The 18,942-nt window shown below is 38.6% G+C and carries 14 protein-coding genes; 9 read left to right on the forward strand and 5 right to left on the reverse strand.

Features of this window, described 5'->3' with window-relative positions:
- Nucleotides 1-26 precede the first annotated feature (26 nt).
- The 3 genes from L641_RS0101455 to L641_RS0101465 are packed head-to-tail and all read left to right on the forward strand — an operon-like array spanning nt 27 to nt 3,452.
- The gene (locus L641_RS0101455) at nt 27-1,196 is read left to right on the forward strand and encodes a paraquat-inducible protein A (RefSeq protein WP_024600925.1); all 1,170 of its coding nucleotides are present in this window, start codon (nt 27-29) and stop codon (nt 1,194-1,196) included.
- On the forward strand, nt 1,189-2,844 hold the full coding sequence (gene pqiB / locus L641_RS0101460) for an intermembrane transport protein PqiB (RefSeq protein WP_024600926.1): 1,656 nt from the start codon (nt 1,189-1,191) through the stop codon (nt 2,842-2,844). Before L641_RS0101455 ends, pqiB begins: the two co-directional genes overlap by 8 nt.
- A complete protein-coding gene (locus L641_RS0101465) occupies nt 2,844-3,452 on the forward strand; it encodes a PqiC family protein (protein WP_024600927.1) in 609 nt (202 codons plus the stop codon). Before pqiB ends, L641_RS0101465 begins: the two co-directional genes overlap by 1 nt.
- Here L641_RS0101465 and L641_RS0101470 read toward each other — a convergent pair.
- On the reverse strand, nt 3,449-3,967 hold the full coding sequence (locus tag L641_RS0101470; protein WP_024600928.1) for a GNAT family N-acetyltransferase: 519 nt from the start codon (nt 3,965-3,967) through the stop codon (nt 3,449-3,451). The two genes, L641_RS0101465 and L641_RS0101470, sit on opposite strands and share 4 nt — an antisense overlap.
- 303 nt (nt 3,968-4,270) lie before the next feature.
- Between L641_RS0101470 and L641_RS0101475 the strand changes: the two genes are divergently transcribed.
- A complete protein-coding gene (locus L641_RS0101475; protein ID WP_024600929.1) occupies nt 4,271-5,653 on the forward strand; it encodes a Na+/H+ antiporter NhaC family protein in 1,383 nt (460 codons plus the stop codon).
- A 102-nt stretch (nt 5,654-5,755) separates the two neighbouring features.
- On the opposite strand, the gene L641_RS0101480 is transcribed toward L641_RS0101475, so the two are convergent.
- Nucleotides 5,756-8,638 carry an insulinase family protein gene (locus L641_RS0101480; protein ID WP_024600930.1) on the reverse strand — a complete coding sequence of 961 codons (2,883 nt, stop codon included), beginning with the start codon at nt 8,636-8,638 and terminating at the stop codon, nt 5,756-5,758.
- 154 nt (nt 8,639-8,792) lie between these two features.
- On the opposite strand from L641_RS0101480, the gene L641_RS0101485 reads away from it, so the two are divergent.
- Nucleotides 8,793-9,212: an MAPEG family protein gene (locus L641_RS0101485; protein ID WP_024600931.1), complete on the forward strand. Its 420-nt coding sequence runs from the start codon at nt 8,793-8,795 to the stop codon at nt 9,210-9,212.
- 307 nt (nt 9,213-9,519) lie between these two features.
- Here L641_RS0101485 and L641_RS0101490 read toward each other — a convergent pair whose 3' ends face one another.
- On the reverse strand, nt 9,520-10,263 hold the full coding sequence (locus L641_RS0101490; RefSeq protein ID WP_008112351.1) for a peptidylprolyl isomerase: 744 nt from the start codon (nt 10,261-10,263) through the stop codon (nt 9,520-9,522).
- A gap of 295 nt (nt 10,264-10,558) precedes the next feature.
- Between L641_RS0101490 and L641_RS0101495 the strand changes: the two genes are divergently transcribed.
- Complete coding sequence (locus L641_RS0101495; RefSeq protein ID WP_024600932.1) at nt 10,559-10,750, forward strand: hypothetical protein; 192 nt, start codon at nt 10,559-10,561, stop codon at nt 10,748-10,750.
- A gap of 78 nt (nt 10,751-10,828) precedes the next feature.
- Nucleotides 10,829-12,448: a bifunctional UDP-sugar hydrolase/5'-nucleotidase UshA gene (ushA, locus tag L641_RS0101500; RefSeq protein ID WP_024600933.1), complete on the forward strand. Its 1,620-nt coding sequence runs from the start codon at nt 10,829-10,831 to the stop codon at nt 12,446-12,448.
- Between the two features lie 125 nt (nt 12,449-12,573).
- On the opposite strand, the gene L641_RS0101505 is transcribed toward ushA, so the two are convergent.
- A complete protein-coding gene (locus tag L641_RS0101505) occupies nt 12,574-13,521 on the reverse strand; it encodes a hypothetical protein (protein ID WP_024600934.1) in 948 nt (315 codons plus the stop codon).
- Nucleotides 13,521-14,390, reverse strand: a complete 870-nt coding sequence (locus tag L641_RS0101510; RefSeq protein WP_024600935.1) for a hypothetical protein — start codon at nt 14,388-14,390, stop codon at nt 13,521-13,523. Before L641_RS0101510 ends, L641_RS0101505 begins: the two co-directional genes overlap by 1 nt.
- 235 nt (nt 14,391-14,625) lie before the next feature.
- On the opposite strand from L641_RS0101510, the gene L641_RS0101515 reads away from it, so the two are divergent.
- Together L641_RS0101515 and L641_RS0101520 are read left to right on the forward strand one after the other, a co-directional pair.
- Nucleotides 14,626-15,480 (forward strand): S1/P1 nuclease, encoded by an 855-nt coding sequence (locus L641_RS0101515; RefSeq protein ID WP_024600936.1) that lies wholly within the window; start codon nt 14,626-14,628, stop codon nt 15,478-15,480.
- Nucleotides 15,481-15,523: 43 nt separating this feature from the next.
- Complete coding sequence (locus L641_RS0101520) at nt 15,524-18,730, forward strand: TonB-dependent receptor (protein WP_013463149.1); 3,207 nt, start codon at nt 15,524-15,526, stop codon at nt 18,728-18,730.
- The last annotated feature ends 212 nt before the right edge of the window (nt 18,731-18,942 follow it).

Genomic DNA, 18,942 nt, shown 5'->3' on the forward strand with positions numbered 1-18,942 from the left:
ATATTCCCGAGATTAATGCCAAACAAGTGGCATTGTGCCCACGCTGTAGCCATAAAGTCCGCGGTATTAATATAAACCATGACACTGAAATAGTCGCACTGAGTTTAAGCGCATTATTAATGTTGCTCAGCAGTATGTTTTATCCATTTATCTCTTTTAGTAGTAATGGTATTACCCAAACTATTACCCTGCCCGACGCAGCACGGATTTTATTTAACTATGATAGTGACCTACTCGGCCTATTTATCGATATCAGCATTATTATTTTACCTATGAGTTTGCTGATTATTTTGATCCCTTTGCATTTAGGCGCACTCAAAGCACTGCCGCAAGCAGTTGCAAGAAAACTATTAAAATTCACTTTAACGCTAGAGCCTTGGATCATGTCAGAAATATTTCTGATTGGTGTTTTAGTTAGCATGGTAAAAATAATGTCATTGGCTGAGGTTAGCTTTGGTATCAGTTTTTTTGCCTATGTGGGATTTGTTATTTTTTATGTTAGTGCATTAACGCGTTTAAATCGTGCTAGGCTGTGGTCACAAGTAAGCCCTGCAACTACACTTCAAAATACTTCAACCGCTGAGCGGGCTATTGATGAGAATATAAAAGCCTGCCATGTTTGCCATCAACTGAGCGTTGAATCAATCTGTCCTCGTTGCCACAGTAAAACGTATTTAAGAAACCCCTACAGCGTACAAAAAGCGGCTGCATGGTTAGTTACTTCTCTGATTTGTTATATTCCTGCGAATTTGCTCCCCATTATGTACACTATTAGCCTAGGGGATGAAACACCTGCAACCCTTATTTCGGGTGTTATTACGTTATGGAGTAGCGGCTCGTATCCTATTGCAATTATTATATTTTTTGCCAGTGTAGTGGTACCGTTAGCCAAAGCGCTTATTTTGAGCTTTTTGTGCTTTATGGTTACAAAACCCGCCAACCTGCATACAAAAGGTTACACAAAAGTGTATCAACTTACTGAATTTATAGGTAAATGGTCTATGATTGATGTGTTTGTTGTGGCTATATTAGTTGCACTGGTGCAGCTAGGAAACTTAATGTCGGTTACACCCGGTTTGGGCATCGTCTTTTTTACCGTTATGGTATTATGCCAAATGATGGCGGCACACGCATTTGACCCTCGCCTACTGTGGGACTCACCAAAAATAATAACGCAGAGAATAAAGCATGACTAAAACAGCTAACGTAGCACAAAAATCAAGTATTTCTGCAATTTGGATTATTCCTGTGGTTGCCTTATTTGTTGGTATTTGGATGCTTTATCAGTATCAATTAAATAAAGGGCAAACGATCTACATCACTATGCCCCAAGCCGAGGGGATTATTGCTGGTAAAACAGAAATTAAAGTGCGAAGTGTTAAAATAGGTCAAATTGATCACGTCCGTCTTTCTGACAGCCAAGACAGTGTAATAGCCCGAGCACAAATAGATAAAAACTATGATAATTTACTCACCGAAGATGCCAGTATTTGGGTAGTAAAGCCACGCATTGATGAAACTGGGATCAGTGGTATGAGTACCCTACTTTCAGGGGTTTATTTAGAGTTTTCACCGGGAGAAAGTAACCGACTTAAAAAGCGCTTTACCCTGCAAGAAGAGCCCGCATTAATTGGTAAAGATGTACAAGGTGGACGCTTTAAGTTGCTCAGTTACAATGCAGAAGTACTCGATGTGAGTACTGGCATATTTTTTAAAAACTATAAAATAGGCCAAATAGAAACCGCCACCTTTGATTGGAAAAACCAAGCAATGCAATACGGTATTTTTATTAAAGCTCCCTACGAGAACTTGATCACCTTAAACTCTATTTTTTGGGTTAACTCAGGAATAGAAATAGATCTTTCTGCTGATGGCATAAATATTAACACCGGTTCACTGAGCAAGTTATTAAAAGGTGGTATTTCTGTCGGTTTACCTGACCAGCAAGCTCCCGGCGATTTGGCAAAAGACGGTCATAGCTTTTCTTTAAGTCAAAATTACAATCAAGCTCTAGAAGAGCGCTTTTATGACTTTGATTATTACCTTATCGAATTTGAACAATCGATTAGAGGACTCCGTGTTGGTGCGCCAGTTGAGTATAGAGGTACACGCGTCGGCACAGTGGTTGAAGCGCCCGCCAATGTAATTATAGATGGAAAACCGGCTCATTTTCGCGCTAAAAGTACCGCAGTTCCGGTATTGATCAAAGTGGAATATGGACGTTTATACCACAACAACGCCTTAGCTAAAGAGTATTGGAAATCAAGCATAATCGAGTGGATAAAAAATGGCATGAGAGCGTCACTTAAACCGGGTAATTTGCTAACCGGTGCAGTTTATGTTGATTTTGACTTTTATACCGACCCCCCTAAAAGCGAGCTTAAAAAGCTTGCTCAATACGATGTGTTTCCTAGTGTATCGAGCGGGATAACCGTGCTTGCTGACCAAGTGTCTGATGTACTGAATAAGGTAAATAATTTAAAAATTGAAGACAGCTTGGCAAAAATGCAAACAACCTTTAGCGAGTATCAGGCATTGGCCAGCGAGATGCGCATATTATTAAGTAAACCTGATACCCAAAATTTACCCGGTGACTTTAATCGTAATCTCGAAAAAATAACCAAAAGCATGGAACAGTTTGAAATAACCATGCGCCAGTTTGACAAAACCATGGCAAGCTATCAAGCAGGCTCTCAAATGCACTATCAACTTGAGCAAACACTGCTACAAATTAAGCGTTTAACAGAAGAGTTTCAGCCTCTTACTCGTGGCTTAAACGAGCAACCTAATATGCTCATTTTTGACAAATCACTACCTAACGATCCACAACCGAGGAAGCAATAATGAAAGCACTATTTTTACTTTTAACGGGTGTGATCTTTATCAGTGGTTGCAGCTCTGCTATTCAAACAACAATTCAGTATTACCAATTTGAGCAGCCCATTAATGACTCTTCGCGAAATGTGCAAGATACACAGGCACAACTGCGCGTGCAAACAGTCACCTTAAGAGGCGCATTGAATAACCGGGGTATTGCTATGAAAGTAGATAGTAATCAAATCCATGCTGCTAATTATCATCTATGGGGCGAGTCGCCAGATGTTATGCTCAGTGCCAGCGCGCAGCAAACATTATTTAATACCATGACAAACTGGATGGTTATTAAAAGCTTACCCGTTATTACTGACCAACAGCAACAAACATTTTACGAATTAGAATACGAACTACACCACTTTAACGGTGATCTGCAAGGTAATGCAGATATTTCAGGGCTATGGCGTTTATACTACACTCACCCAGAATCGGGTAGGCGTTTAATAAGCATCCATAATTTCTCATCTGTTTTGCCAATTGATGATGATGGCTATGATTCATTGGTGGCGACTCTTGAAAAAATGTGGCAACAAATCAACATCCTTGCGGCAAAAGAAATTGAAAAAGCGCGAATTTAATTTCGCTCTGTATTAAGTAAATATAATACATCTACCGCAATGTTAGTGCTTTCTATGAACACTTGACCTTGGGTTTTAAAACCGAGCTTTTGTAATACATTTTTTGATGCGCGGTTATCACAGCGGGCGATCGCCGTAACCTGGTTAATCCCCAAGTTTTGTCTATGGTTTAGCAAGGTATTTGCCGCCTCAAAAATATAGCCCTTTTTTTCAAAACCGTCTTTTAGCGCAAACCCTAAATCGGGATATTGCAGAACAGCTCGCTGATAAAACCCAACAATACCAACTAGTGTTTCATCATGTAATGCGATTATATAAGGCCCAAAGCCATGCTGCTTATGGGCAGATATAAAACTGTCTTTGATGTATTTTTTAGCGTCGTCTAAGGTATAAATACCTTTATCACCAATGTATTTAGTGAAATTAGCCTGATTAACCAACTTAAGTAACTCCGCCGCATCTGCTATTTGTGCGAAGCGTATGTGTAAGCGCTCTGTTGTAAAAGCAATATTCAAAATAACTCCTGATAATATTTTTCACGACCCGATATTTTTTTATTGACTGAAATAAAAAAGAAGATTATTTTTGCGCCGATGTTTTTAAAGGCACAACAATAGCGGCATGCATTCCTTGCGCCGTCTGGCGCCAAAGCCAACGCGTTTCACTAAAACTATTAATTTAACATAATTTTTTAAGTGCCCTCCACGCGTGCAAAAGCAGTGACTTGGAAAATGATTTAACAACAAACTTATCATCTTCTTTGTTTTTGTATAAGCAGTTTACTTTTTAAATCTGCTTTTAATTTTGTGATCTTATAAATGCTTGAACCTTCTGCGTTAACTCTACTGCCGCCTGCGGTAGTGGTTGTATTGGCTGTTGTTTTACGCCGCCCTATTTTATCGTTACTGATTGGTGCATTAGTTGGCCTTGTTTTAGCTGACCCTAGCAAAGTTCTCTCAAATTTTGCCAGCACATCACTCAAAGTAATGACTGATGAAACCATTGGTTGGTTAATACTTGTGTGTGGCGGCTTTGGTGCGCTTATTGCCTTATTAGTGCGCACTGGAGGGGCTTCTGCGTTTGGTAGTTTGGCTTTAAAGTACACCCGAGGTAAACGATCCTCCTTATTTATGACCTTTTGTTTGGGTGTCGTGATATTTATTGACGATTATTTAAACGCGCTTACCGTGGGTGAAACCATGAAGCGGATCACCGACAAATTTAAAGTGAGTCGTGAAATGCTCGCTTACGTTGTTGATTCAACGGCAGCGCCTATTTGTGTACTCGTCCCTTTGTCAACGTGGGCTGTATTTTTTGGTGGCCTGTTAGTCGATAACGGCATTGCAGAAGAAGGCAAAGGCATTGCCGTTTATATTCAAGCCATTCCGTACATGTTTTATGCCTGGTTTGCGGTGTTGACTGTGGTGCTGGTTATTGCCGGCGTGATCCCTACTTTTGGCCCCATGAAAAAAGCCGAGCAACAGGCGCTAACTCACGCTCCTACTTTAGAGCCTGCGATTTATACTCAAGTACAAACCACCGATGAATATGCAGTAAAAGCAGCGGAGGAACACTTTGAAGATGCGGATCCTAAAGGTAAGTTATATAACTTTTTGTTGCCAATTATTTTATTAGTCGCATTTACCGTATATTTTGAAATAGATGTGTACAAAGGTCTATTAGCGACAATGGCTGTCACTTTGCCATTTTATGCGTTACAAAAATTAATGAGCTTTAGCGAAATGATTGAGCGTATGCTGGATGGTTTTAAAAGTATGATCCCCGCAATTGGAACCGTGATTGCCGCCTTTATTTTTAAAGATGTATGCGATTTAATTGGCTTACCACAATTTGTGATTGGCAGCTTAAGCCCGTATATGACCGCTGGCTATTTACCTGCGGTGGTATTTATTGCGATGTCGATATTAGCGTTTGCGACGGGTTCAAGTTGGGGGATTTTTGCGGTTTCAATTCCTATTGTCATGCCCCTTGCGACGGCGGTTGATGCAAATATTCCATTGGTGATTGGCGCATTACTTTCAGCGTCTTCATTTGGTAGCCAAGCCTGTTTTTACTCTGATTCAACCGTACTAGCAGCACAAGGCTCTGGCTGTAATTTGATCAGTCATGCTGTAACGCAATTACCTTATACCTTAATTGCTGCAGGCTTTGCCATAATTGGCTTTTTACTTATGGCCTAACATGGCAATGGTAGCCATTTTACTAAAACCATAATTAACGCCGTTAAAACAAAACCCAGTCAACAATGGCTGGGTTTTGTTTAGTTTTTGAGTAATTTCAACTTACTTTTGCAATTTTATATCGCTGTAGTAAGCATCTAAACTCGTCACTTTAGTTTGGTTTGGCAAATCTGCAAACTCGCTATCACTAAACTTACTGCCACGTAATTGCACATTTAAGCGGGCTGCTTGTGGATTTAACATGGTTTGCTGGTAGTAGTCTTTAATATCAGCAAGGGTGACCTTTTCTACTTCTGCAATTAGCTTTTGTTTTGAATCAAAATCAAAGTTTTCACGGTACCAATCGTTAATCAATGGGCTCATTTCGTCGCTTAAATTCTTTGGCTGTTCTTTTAACGAGACCAACGTTGCATTTTTAAGCTGTGCAAATGTCTCTTCACTCATGGCATTAAGCTCAGAAGCGTACTCTTTTTTGAACTTATCAAAGCGTACTTGAATTTCTTTTGGCCCTTTAACCGGCGTTTGAATAAACAATCCAATACCAGAGTAATCCTCAATAGGACGCGCTAATGCCCCTACCGCATAAGCTAGTTGTTCTTCGGTACGCATTTTGTCAAACGCGATTGTTCTAAAGTGTCCTTGTAAAACCGCCGCCTGCGCTTTTTGTTTGTAACCTGGCGTTGGGTGAATGGTCATATCGACAACGGCTACATCGGCTACATCAATATCTTTGTGTAATACGCGCGCTTCACCTAGTTGTGGTAACCAAGCTTTACTGCGGGCAAACTCAGATTTTGTATGATTATTTGGTAAAATAGCCGTTAACTCAGCAGCAATGGCATCAATATCTTTTTGGTTATAGTTGCCATAGCTAAATACGCGTAAGTTATTATTCGCTAATGTGCTTTGCTTTAATGCTTGTAAATCAGCGAGCGTCAGTGATTGAGCTGCCTTAATAAGCGCGTCAGTATCAAAACTACCGGTTCGAGTCAGTTTTGAATATTCACTAAACGCTTGTGCATACGGGAACTGTTTTTGCTGATTGAGTAAATCACGTTGATAACGGTCAATCGCTTGATTAAACGCTTGCGCTGAAATTTTATCGTCAAATCCAGCTAACGCTTGTTTAAGTAAGGTATCTTGTTTATCGGTAAAACCACTTAATGATAAAACTAAGCCATTGCTTGAGCTTAAATTAACATTCATCCCGGCAATAGCCGCTTCGGTTCGTAGCTGACTTAATTGAGTGTTATATAAATCTGCCCACACAGAATAAAGGACGGTTGAGTTAATATCACGCAACCCTGTTTGTGTGTTGATATACACCTCAACTAAACCTTTGGGTTGCTCTGCAAACTGCTGGCTTGCTTGGCGCCAAATTTTTACACCGTTTTTATCATAGCTAAGTTCTGGGTGTTTTTGCTCTTTAAAAGCCTGCGTTTTAATTGCAAAACTCTCTGGTAGTAAGTTGTTAACACTTGGTAAGGCTAAATTAAATTCACTTGGTTTTCCCCAGCTGGCGATTTCTGCGTCGCTAATATCATTAATTCGGTATTTACCATCATAAAAATGTAATTGTGAATCAGTATCTTCTTGTTGAGAAATATACCAAACACGTAAGGTGTCTGCGTTAAGTTGTTTTAGTACATTATTAACCGCATCAGCATCAAACTTAGCGTAGTAGTATGGTGCGTTTATCGCATGATTTAACGGGTAATCTTGCATGCTTTGAGTCAGCGCACTGACGTAGTTAAACTCATCGCCTTTTTCTAAAAATTTAAACTGGTTATTCAAAGAGGTGCGAATTTCATTAAAGTACTTACTATTAACACCTTCACGTTTAATTAAATCAATATATTGCATAATAGTCGCAACAATGGCTTCGCGGTTTTTCATGCCCTCATCAGTCAGCTCTATGTTCACATTTAAAGAGCCATAGTTACCATATTGATTTGGTGAAGCAGATGCTGATAACTGCGATACCCAGCCTTTATCACGTAATATTTGTGCTGGGCTACCTGGCATTTCATTGCTAAGTAAATAGGCAACAAAACGATTAGGTTTTACTGCAAATTCAGTTTGATTATTAGTGATTGTAAAGTCGAGCTGTAATTGTTTAACGTCTTCGTTTGGGGAGTAAAAAACACGTTTACCACCGGCATTATCAAAATCTAGCTTGGCTGATACTTTTGGCTTTTCAATATTTTTATTTTTAATATCAGCGAAGTATTTTTCTGCTTTTTTCTGCATTTCTTCAAGTGGTAAATTAGAAATTAACGCCACTTTCATAATATTTGATGAATAATATTTATTGTAAAAATCGACTGTTTCTTTATGTAACGAACTATCAGCTTTATCGCCTAACGTTTCAAGGTTACCAATTAAGAATCGATTAGCTGGGTGTTCACCCATCATTTTACGTGCAAGTTTAAATTGGCCAAAAAAGTCCATTTCACGACGCATTGACCACTCAGCATTCACTGCGTTTTTTTCTTTTTCTGTGTATTCTGGGTAAAGCTTAGGGGCTTTAAAAAAGTCTGAAAAGCGGTCTAAGCCTTCATCAAACGCATCGTTATTAATTTTAAACATGTAGTTTGTAATATCGAGCCACGTATAGGCATTATGCGCTCCGCCGTTTTTAGTCATAAAATCGGAGTACCCTTTAGTGTCAGGGTAGCGCTCAGTGCCTAAAAACAACATATGTTCTAAATAATGCGCCATACCTTGCTGGCTCATTGGGTCGTGCAGCAGGCCGACGCCGACACTCAATGAAGCAGCTGATTTTTCTGCGCTTGGATCAGAAACTAAAATCACTTCAATATCATTGGCAAGTGTTAGTGTTTTGTATTCACGGTTATCGTTAGGGCTGACAACGAGCGTTGGTGATAAAAGTGATGTTTGTGATGATTGCGAAAGAGTGGCGGTATTCGAACAACCGCTTAATATTGCCAGTGCAATTGCACTTAAGCCGATGATGTGTTTCATTTTAGTTATATCCATTGCTGTTAAATACGGGCTTAGTGTTATAAAAAAGACTAAATCACTTATAAACTACCATTATCAATTAATACTATGCTACTAATTAGCACTTAATTGTGTAACACATTGTGAATAGTTAATATAAATAATAAGGTAAGTTATGGAAAAGATAATAATAATAGCCATGTTCGTTCAGGTGTCACTTTCATTAGTTGTAATGATAGTAATGGGAAAACGACGTTTTGCGGCGGCTAAAAACAAACACATACAGTTAAGTGACTTTGCTGCTATGCGACTTGATAATGCGGGCGATCATGTCAGAGTCGCTGATCGTAATTTTAGCAATCAATTTGAAATACCTGTGCTTTTTTATGCGGGTTGTTTACTTGCTTTACAGCTTAATATGGCGAGTGTCCCTATTGCAGTATTGGCGTGTATATTTGTAGCGACACGCATTATTCATAGCCTCATTCACCTTGGTAGTAATCATTTAAGAGCCCGTTTTAGAGTATTTTTGCTAGGCTGCTTAGCTGTGTTTGTAATGTGGGTAATGTTACTGGTGAGCGTACTTTACAACTAGGGTCTGATGACCTTTCAAGGTTAAATTTGCAGCAGTCTGTTTGGTATTTAGGCAAGGCAGAGCCTATGTGGTGTGGTTATTCCCCATAAATAGGCGATAACGCAGCATCAATGCCAAACAGGCGGTGCCCTTCGGGTTCTGCCTAGGGGCGGTTTACTCTTTGTTGCTCGGTTTTTACTTAGCCCACTAGGTTACAAACCTCGCGCCGCGATTAAACCGCCCCTAGTTTGAACAAATTGTAATCCGCAAAGATCAACAGACCCTAACTAAAAAAACGGCTATGATAAGTCGCCGTTATTTTTACGGCTTATTTAGTGCGTTTTAACCTAGGTGCTACAAGCAATAGTGCGCCTAATAACCATGCCATACTGCCACTAGAGTCTGAACTTTGTGGTGGTGTCACTTCTACGTTATCAATTAATGTATTCTCTTTAGGTGTTAAATTTTGTGCTGAATTAGGATCGTCATCAAGCACAACCACCGTTTGTATTGATACTAAGTTTTGATTACTAATAACCACATTTTCATCTGAACATTGCTCTTTAGTAATACCAACCAATGGTACCTCTGCACAATGAACTAAGGCCGCTATTTTATCTAAAGTTTCTTGGCTTTGTGCTGTTATTTGTCCGAAAACGGTAAACCCACCATTTTGTAAATCTAAGTTTTGGCTGTTATCACTCATATTAAAAAACCATTGGCTAGTGGCGCTGTTTTCGTTGCCGCCCTGCTTTGCCATGGCAATTGTGCCTTTTACATTTGAGTAAACAGGTTCGTTAATAACCGCTGGCTTGGTTGTAATGGGATCCATTTCATCAGAAAAAGTAAAACCTCCTCCTTGAATGACAAACTTATCAACAGAGCGGTGTATTACTGTTTGGTTATACGCTGCATCATTAACATAACTTAGGAAGTTTTCTACTGTTTTAGGTGTTTGTTGATCAAACAAGTTAATTTCTATCGTTCCTTGGCTCGTTTGCATTTCGACTATGGTTGCTGCGCTTGAAAAGCTCGCTGCAGTTAAAATTGACGCTAAGATAAGCTTCTTCATTATTATTCCTATTTTTTATTGTCATTAGGCGTCATAGAGTAGTGTTATTCATTTTATAAATCGATACATAAGCACTTAACGCTACAATTCATATCAAAGTAATTACACTGTAGTTACAACTGTTTACATTTTAATTTTAAACACGTGATGGAGAGTTAATTGTCTGAGTGCCTTGGTGTACATCACGGTGACTCTTTTTTAATTAACTTTAAGCCTAGCAAGGTACTTAAAAAGCCCCTTATCAATCACTCTTTTTTTGTTATTATCAGCCTACACAGTGATAGGAGTAAATATAATGGCAAACAACACGACTATTTGTGACTTTGGGCTACACCGAGGTGAACCATACACCCAGCTTCCCGTCAGCTTTTTGAAATGGATGATTGATGTAAATCATCAAAAATCTCAATACGCACATGATGAGCTCGCACGCAGAAAACGGGTTGTAGAGCAGCAACGTGAAGTCTCATTGGCTGAAAAATATTAATAAGTGCGTTTTTTTAACCTCGAACTAGTTTAAACTAGCCGCCTACTATACTGAGTTTTGTTAATCGATAGGTATTTTATGCGTATTCTTGTTTTTCTCATTTTATTTCTTGGTTTATATGGCTGTGCCAGTGACTCAGTCAATAAACCTGCAGCACACTATTTAACTGTTCTTCATACCAATGATAATCATGGTCGCTTTTGGCATAATGAAAAAGGCGAATATGGTATGGCTGCGCGTAAAACCCTAATCGACCAGCTAAGAGCCGATGCAAAAGCACAAGGGCATCAGGTGTTATTATTATCAGGTGGCGATATTAATACCGGTATTCCTGAATCAGATCTACAATTTGCTGAGCCCGATTTCAAAGGCATGTCGAAAATTGGCTATGACGCAATGGCACTAGGTAACCACGAGTTTGATAATCCATTAAGTGTATTAAGACAGCAACAGCAATGGGCTAATTTCCCTCTTTTATCAGCTAATATCTTTGATAAACAAACTAATGAAACTATCTTTGAACGTTATAAAATATTCAACAAAGGCGGCTTAACCATTGCCGTAATTGGGTTAACAACGACAGACACCGCTAAAATTGGTAACCCGCAATACATTGGTCACTTAGATTTTAAAGATCCGGTTGAGATAACCGCCTCACTTACCCAAACATTAAAAGCAAAATACAATCCCGATATTACTATTGCGGTAACGCACATGGGGCATTATGTAGATGCCAATTATGGAATAAATGCCCCAGGTGATGTCACACTTGCCCGCTCTTTAGATAAAAATACACTGGATATGATCATTGGTGGCCATTCCCAAGAGCCAGTGTGTATGGCTGCAGAAAATGTCACAGATGAGAATTTTAAGCCAGGTTTAACTTGTAAACCTGATCAGCAAAATGGAACCTGGATAATGCAAGCCCATGAATGGGGTAAATATGTGGGTAAAGCGGAGTTTAAATTAGAAAACGGTCAATTATCATTGCTAAGTTATCAATTATTACCCGTTAATTTATACGTAGATAAAAAGCAAAAAGACGGTAGCGTAAAATCCGTACTTGCTGCAAATTACATTAAACCAGATCCAGCACTGCAAACCTTTTTAGCGGCGTACCAACAAAAAGGGGCAAAGCAAATTGAAGGTAAAATTGGCTTTGTGAATGACAGACTCGAGGGAGATCGAAATAAAGTACGCTTTGAGCAAACTAACCTTGCCCGCGTTATTATTCAAGCGCAAATGAATACCGTAGGTGCCGATTTTGGCATTATCAGTGGTGGCGGTGTTCGCGATAGCATCAATGCGGGTGACGTGAGTTATAAAGACATACTCAAAGTACAGCCTTTTAAAAACCGTGTCGCTTATATCGATTTCAAAGGCAATGATATTTTAACCTATTTAAATGTCGTGACGCGTTTCCCACCAGACTCTGGTGCCTATATGCAATATCACAACGTAGCCTTTGAACTTAGAGAGAACCAAGTAACTAACGTGTTCATCGCCGGCAAGCCGCTTGATATAAACAAAACATACCGCATGAGTATTAATGAATATAATGCTTCTGGTGGCGATAGTTACCCTAAAATTACTCACATGAAAGGATTCGTAAGCACCGATGAAACGGACGCTCAGGCATTAAAACGATTTTTTGCAGAGCACAGCCCTGTTGATGCACATGAATTTGCACCTAAATAGTAATCTGTATTGAACAGTGATGAGTGTCATTGATATAGTCATGACACTCATCGTTGAGGTTTATGTGCTAACCAAACCAATTTAAGCTCTCTTAATCAGAGTTATGGTTAAGTAGCAAAGCACGATTACTTTCCTATTATTTCTATATTTCCTTGACCCACATTTGCTAACCCATAACTGTGCATTCGTGAGCGTGAGCCCTCTCCAAATGCTTTCGGTGGGTAGTATAATCCCTTTTGCTCAGGGCAATCGTTTAACACATCATCCAGTGACGCACGAATTTCACTCAATGTTTTCTCTAGACTGTTATTAAAGTTTGGACGTTTTCTTACTGTATGACCAAGCTCAACTAAACGATAGAAATATTTATTGGCAAGCTCTATCAATTCCTCGGGTACATTCTTGTTATGATTAAGCTTGATCTCTGGATTGTTAGTGCAATATTCCACAAGCGCTAAATAAAAACATAACGGTTTGTTTGCCAAAGCTACTTGGTGCTCCAAAGAAACGCTACTCGATAATGTTTTACTTTTTAAATCAATAATCAGGGTTAATGGTTTTGACTCTGTAGTATTTGATTCTGCGTGAACAACCTGTTTTTCATCACTTTTTTTAATATAGGCCAATTTTATTAAGTACGTTAGTAATATACTAAGAATAAAAAGCATCCCATAAATAGCTACCACATCACCCGTAAAATACGGCTGTCTCAAAGAGAAAACGATGAACACCACACCATTATTACTATTTAACTCTCGAATAAACTCTGTGTAAGTTTTTAAAGAAGCATCAAATTCATGCAGTGGCGTTATAGCTACAACCTTAATACCGGTTCTATCAATAAAGGTGTTTAAGGTTTGAATATAATTAAGTAAAGCTGCTTTATTACCTGAGTGTTTAAGCAGCTCATTAGATAAATCTAACAAAGGTAAGTCTAAAGCGATTCGTTTTTCTATTTGTATTATTTGTAATTTATTTACTTGCTGTTGTTTTTGCATTGTCGAAATATAAAAAACAGACGAGAAAAACAAGAATAAAAAAATTGTGCATATTATCCATATTAACCTATTCATTACGACTCCCCTATAAAGGTAACGGGGTAACTGTTGCACTGCCAATATGGCTCAACATTTTGATAATATTGAAACGATTGTTCTTTAGACATACTCAATAAGTGAGACTGTACAGCACAGAGTAAATCAGTATTATTATGCTGCATTTTTAAGTACCAACGGGTGCCTGCCACATTACTACTAATAGGCGTAATATAATTTTTTGAAAAACGCTGACTGTCACTTTCTCTCCAAAAAGAGGCAATAAGGTCTACTTCCCCGTTCGCCAATAATTCTCTCAACTCATTGTGTGAACTCGCATAGGTTATTTTTAGCTGAGCAATGTTTAGGCCTAGCTCTTTAAAGGCTTGTTTGGGTAAAATGTGTCCTGAGCGACTCGTTGGATAATCTAACAGACCGATTTTTTTATCTAAAAAATATTGTTTGCTGATCTTTGGTTTTTCTTTTGAAGAGATAAAAAACGCAGTGTAATCAGAAAAGCCAACCACAGGCTGATAATTGTAAGTAGTCTCGGCTCTAAACGCTTCCATAATATTATTTTTAGCTAAAATTAAATCCGCAATGCCTTTACCTACAAACTCTAAGCTATCGACGGTTCTGTAGCCCCAATAGCCAATAACAGACCCATATTGCTTTGCCACAACTTTATCATCACACAAGTTTTTAGTAAGTAATTGAGCAACGTATTTTGAGGGGGTAAATACTATAAGTTGACTCTTATTAGCCGTTGCCGTTGTTTGACATGTCGTTGATGTCTCTATTATCACTGGGAATGTTATATCTTCTTCGCCCACAATAACTTGACCTGAAAACCAACTTAGCAACACGCCCAGAAACATAAATGTAACAATTGCTGTTTTATGCAACATTAACTTCTTAATATTCAAAAAACACCCGTTTAAATTAGAGTAATAGCTCATTTTAACAATTTTAATTACTTATTACAATAGGTAATTTTACCTGTCAAACCCAAACCATTGAATAAAAACAACTTTAAACAAGAAAATATGAATATTATTGAGTCCTTTCTATCAACTAAAAAAATGAGGACAATTGACCTTATCAGCGTTTACAAAATAAATGTCACACTACTAGGATGCTTCAATGTACAAAAATGTAAAATATTCGCTTTCTTTAACACTTTTAATTAGTGCAATATTTGCAAGCACAGATTGTAATGCTTGGGGCCAAAACGGGCATCGTGTAGTGGGTAAAATTGCAGAGTCGCACATAAGCGAAACTACTAAGACTGCACTTATTCCCTATCTCAACGGCGAATCTTTAGCTCAGATTTCAACATGGCCTGACGAAATGCGATCTGCACCAGGTGACTTTTGGCAAAAAAAATCATCTCGTTGGCATTACATTAATGCTGATGACAACGCGACCTTTAGTTTTGACCACGACCACACTAAACACAAAGAATCAGTAACAAACATATTAGAAGGCATTCACTACTCTATCCGCGTGTTGAAAGATGATAAATCAAGCCTTGCGGCCAAACAGTTTAGCTTGCGTTTTTTGGTGCATTTAGTGGGTGACAGCCATCAACCATTTCATGCAGGAAGAGCAGAAGATAGAGGCGGCAATCGCGTTAAGGTTTCTTTTTTTAACCAACAAACCAATCTTCATAGCTTATGGGATACCAAGTTAGTAGAAAACGAAAACTTATCTTTTACTGAATACGCTCAGTTTATAAATACCAACAACAGCGAGCTAATTAGTGAATATTTACAAAGTACACCAACAAGCTGGCTTGAAGAGTCGCACAACTTAGCCCTAAAAATATATGAATCAACAGAAGAACAGATTAGCTACGACTATATCTACAACAACACCCCTATTGTGAAAACACGCTTGCAACAAGCGGGAATTCGCTTGGCTGGATTGTTAAATACATTATTTGATCCTGCTAACACGCAATCAAAAATGGCCTTAACACAGCAAACACAAAAATAAATTTAGTTTCTAACTTAAATCATCTACATGGGAAATCAACATTATGACTAAGCTTCGCCTTTCGAAATTAACTGGGGCTGTAATTCTAGCTCTAGGAGTTTCAACAAGCGCTATGGCTGCTGACACTTCATCTGCAATGCGTGGTAAAATAACCACACCTTCAGGTGCGAGCGCTGCAAACGTTAAAATTAAGGTCGTTCATCAACCAACCGGCACAATTAGTGAACTAACGACCAATGAAAGTGGTACTTTCATTGCGAATGGTTTACGTGTTGGTGGACCTTACACTGTGATCATCGACTCTGATACGTTTAACGATACTACCGTTGAAAACATCTTTTTAAACCTTGGCGAAACTTACCGATTAACATCGCAATTAGCGCCGCTAAACATTGAAAAGATTGAAGTCTCTGGTTATAAAATTGTACAACAGTCAGGTGGCTCTAGTAGTACGTTTGGCGAAGATACTATCAATAATATGCCTAGCTTTAATCGTGACATTAAAGATATCGCACGTTTAAATCCGCTTGCGAGTATTAATGGCAGTGGTGAGCTAACTTTTGCTGGCAGCAACCCACGTACGAATGGTTTAACCGTAGATGGTATTGGCCAAAATGATGACTTTGGTTTAAGTTACGGCGGCTACCCTACTTCACAGCCTCCAGTAGCCCTTGATGCAATTGAGCAAATATCTGTTGACGTTTCTCCATTCTCTGCCTCTAAAGGTAACTTTGGTGGTGGTACTATTAACGCGGTAACTAAGTCAGGTACTAACGAACTTAAGTTTTCTGGTTTTTACGAAACATCAACACCTGATATTGCTGGCGATGTAGACAGCATATCTCAAGTGTTTGCTGATAACCGCCCTGTTTTAGATGACGATGGTCACCGCACATACATTGTTGAACAAGTAGAACCTAACCAAACTGAAAAACGCTACGGTTTTAATGTTGGCGGCCCACTTATAGACGATACCTTATTTTACTTTGTTAACTACAATAAATGGTCAAGCGAACTAGATTTAGACTATGGTTTCGAAGGTTCAGGCGCAACCAACGAATACGATGTGAGTGAAGAAAGCTATAACCGTTTCCTTAATATTCTAAATAACGAATACGGCTTAACAGACTCTCTTGGAGGCGACCCTAAAGACACCAACGAAACATTACTTGTAAAATTAAGCTGGAACATTGCTGATGATCATCGCTTAGATTTTACCTATCAGTGGCAAGATGACAAAGATGAAACAAACTTTGGTACTGGTGGCACATCAGTTCAGTTTGCATCAAGTCGTTATACCTACGCAACCAAGTTTAATAACTTTGCTACCAAGCTATATTCAGATTGGAATGAAGACTTTTCAACTGAAATCGGTATTGCATACAAAGATGTATCATCGAGAAGTTTAACAAATTCTGATATTGGTAGCGTTAAAGTTGAAGAATACTTCCGCGGGCCTTCTTATAACTTTGGTACCGATGAGTTTCGCCATGCAAATAGCTCAGCAACAGAAAATTTAACACTTTCTCTTGATGCCACTTATTTAATGGACGAGCATGAAATTAACTTTGGTATGCAATATGAGTCGTTAAACTTATACAACCTTTTTGCAGCTAACTCTCTCGGTTCATGGGAATTTGATAACTTTAATGGTTTCGAAAATCGTGAAGTAGGTAACTACAAAGGAAAGTACGATTTTAGCTACAGCAATGCCTTTACAAATAACCCTAATGACACTGCTTACGACGCAACCCGTAATCAATTAGCACTTTACATTGAAGATACTTTTTATGTTGGTGACGATTTAGAAGTAACGGCAGGTGTTCGTTATGAGCGTTTATCTTCTGATGATAAACCAACACTCAACGAAAACTTTTTAAACACCTATGGCTTTAGCAATCAAGAAAACCTCGATGGGTTAGATATTATTCTACCGCGTATTGGCTTTAAGTATTACGCTACAGAAGCATTAACAGTTAACGGTGGTGTAGGTCGTTTCCAAGGTGGTATCCCTAACGTTTGGTACAATAACTCATTCCAAAACGATGGCATTACTTTTGTAGATGCACCTCAAAGTGCTATTAACGATTATTATGCTAATAATCAAGCTGATATCACTCAAGTACCAGATGCCATAAAAGGCTCTTTAGTTCAAGGTGCAGGTAGCACTAACTATGTTGATCCTAACTTTGAACTACCGTCAAGCATCCGTGCACAACTTGGATTTGAGTACGACTTTGATTCTGAATTACTAGGTGAAGGCTTTAAATGGCAAGCAGAAATTGCTTATCACAAAAAAGAAAACGAAGCTGTGTGGCATAACACCGCCATTAAACCTGTAGGTGTAGCGGCCGACGGCGAGCGTATCATCTATGAAAGTATTTACAGCGGTGATTTAGCTGATAACTTTGATATAGCAATGACTAACTCAACTGATGATGGTCGTTCTGTTATTATTACAACAGCACTAGCGAAAGAGTGGGAAAATGGCCTTTATATTTCAGCAAGCTATGCGCATCAAGATGTAACAGAAGCGTCTTCAGGTTCTTCTTCACGTGCACAAAGCAACTATCAGTACAATATCACTAAGAGCCGAAATGAAGACTTTGCTGCCCGTGGTGCGTATGAAGTAGAGCATAGCTTTAAAGTTAATTTAGCGTATAACACTGAGTTCTTCAGTGGTTATGCCACAAGATTTAATGTGTATTTCGAACGTCGCTCTGGTCGTCCATTTAGCTATACTATGGGTATGTATCAAGATAGTGACTTAGGTGATACGCGTGACTTTTATTCAAGCTCAGCTTATTTAGCGTATATTCCAACTGGTGCAGATGATACCAATGTAAATTGGGATGAATCAGGGCTATCATGGAGTGAACTTGAAACACTACTTAATAGAGCGGGTATTTCTGAGCGAGGTCAAATCTTAGATCGTAACTCAGGCACGCAACCATGGGTTACCACTATGGATATTAGCGTTAAACAAGAGATCCCTGGTTTTGCAAAAGGTCATAGCGGTGAGGTTTACTTTATGATTGATAACTTTGCTAACTTATTAAACAGTGATTGGGGCGTAGAAAAGCGCTTAGGTTTCTCTGACCAAGCAGTTTACGACTTTGGCGGCTTAGACGATCAAGGTCGTTATATAATTGATAGCAGATTTAATGGCGCTGATGTTCGTAACTATAGCCAATATCAAACTAGCTCGTCTGCTTGGCAAGCTAAAATTGGTGTTAGCTATAAGTTTTAATACATAGCCTGTACATCAAAAACTCGTAAAATTAAAAAAGCCATTACATGCATGTAATGGCTTTTTTTATGGAAAAAATCACTTTTCATCTGTTTGTCATAAAAACTACTTACTATTTGCACGGTAAAATATTGAAACATAGATAAAATGCTAAATTTCATAAATAAAGTGTTTTATAATAAAAAAATTACAGTTGTATTTTATTTGTAACA

Origin of the sequence: Pseudoalteromonas sp. TB41 (assembly GCF_000497975.1) — a bacterium.
GTDB lineage: Bacteria > Pseudomonadota > Gammaproteobacteria > Enterobacterales > Alteromonadaceae > Pseudoalteromonas > Pseudoalteromonas tetraodonis.

Bases quoted from the DNA above. Each gene is read 5' to 3' on its own strand.
- pqiB (WP_024600926.1), top strand. From the start codon at position 1,189: ATGACTAAAACAGCTAACGTAGCACAAAAATCAAGTATTTCTGCAATT.
- L641_RS0101465 (WP_024600927.1), top strand. From the start codon at position 2,844: ATGAAAGCACTATTTTTACTTTTAACGGGTGTGATCTTTATCAGTGGT.
- L641_RS0101475 (WP_024600929.1), top strand. From the start codon at position 4,271: ATGCTTGAACCTTCTGCGTTAACTCTACTGCCGCCTGCGGTAGTGGTT.
- L641_RS0101480 (WP_024600930.1), bottom strand. From the start codon at position 8,638: ATGAAACACATCATCGGCTTAAGTGCAATTGCACTGGCAATATTAAGC.
- L641_RS0101485 (WP_024600931.1), top strand. From the start codon at position 8,793: ATGGAAAAGATAATAATAATAGCCATGTTCGTTCAGGTGTCACTTTCA.
- L641_RS0101490 (WP_008112351.1), bottom strand. From the start codon at position 10,263: ATGAAGAAGCTTATCTTAGCGTCAATTTTAACTGCAGCGAGCTTTTCA.
- L641_RS0101495 (WP_024600932.1), top strand. From the start codon at position 10,559: ATGGCAAACAACACGACTATTTGTGACTTTGGGCTACACCGAGGTGAA.
- ushA (WP_024600933.1), top strand. From the start codon at position 10,829: ATGCGTATTCTTGTTTTTCTCATTTTATTTCTTGGTTTATATGGCTGT.
- L641_RS0101505 (WP_024600934.1), bottom strand. From the start codon at position 13,521: ATGAATAGGTTAATATGGATAATATGCACAATTTTTTTATTCTTGTTT.
- L641_RS0101510 (WP_024600935.1), bottom strand. From the start codon at position 14,390: ATGTTGCATAAAACAGCAATTGTTACATTTATGTTTCTGGGCGTGTTG.
- L641_RS0101515 (WP_024600936.1), top strand. From the start codon at position 14,626: ATGTACAAAAATGTAAAATATTCGCTTTCTTTAACACTTTTAATTAGT.
- L641_RS0101520 (WP_013463149.1), top strand. From the start codon at position 15,524: ATGACTAAGCTTCGCCTTTCGAAATTAACTGGGGCTGTAATTCTAGCT.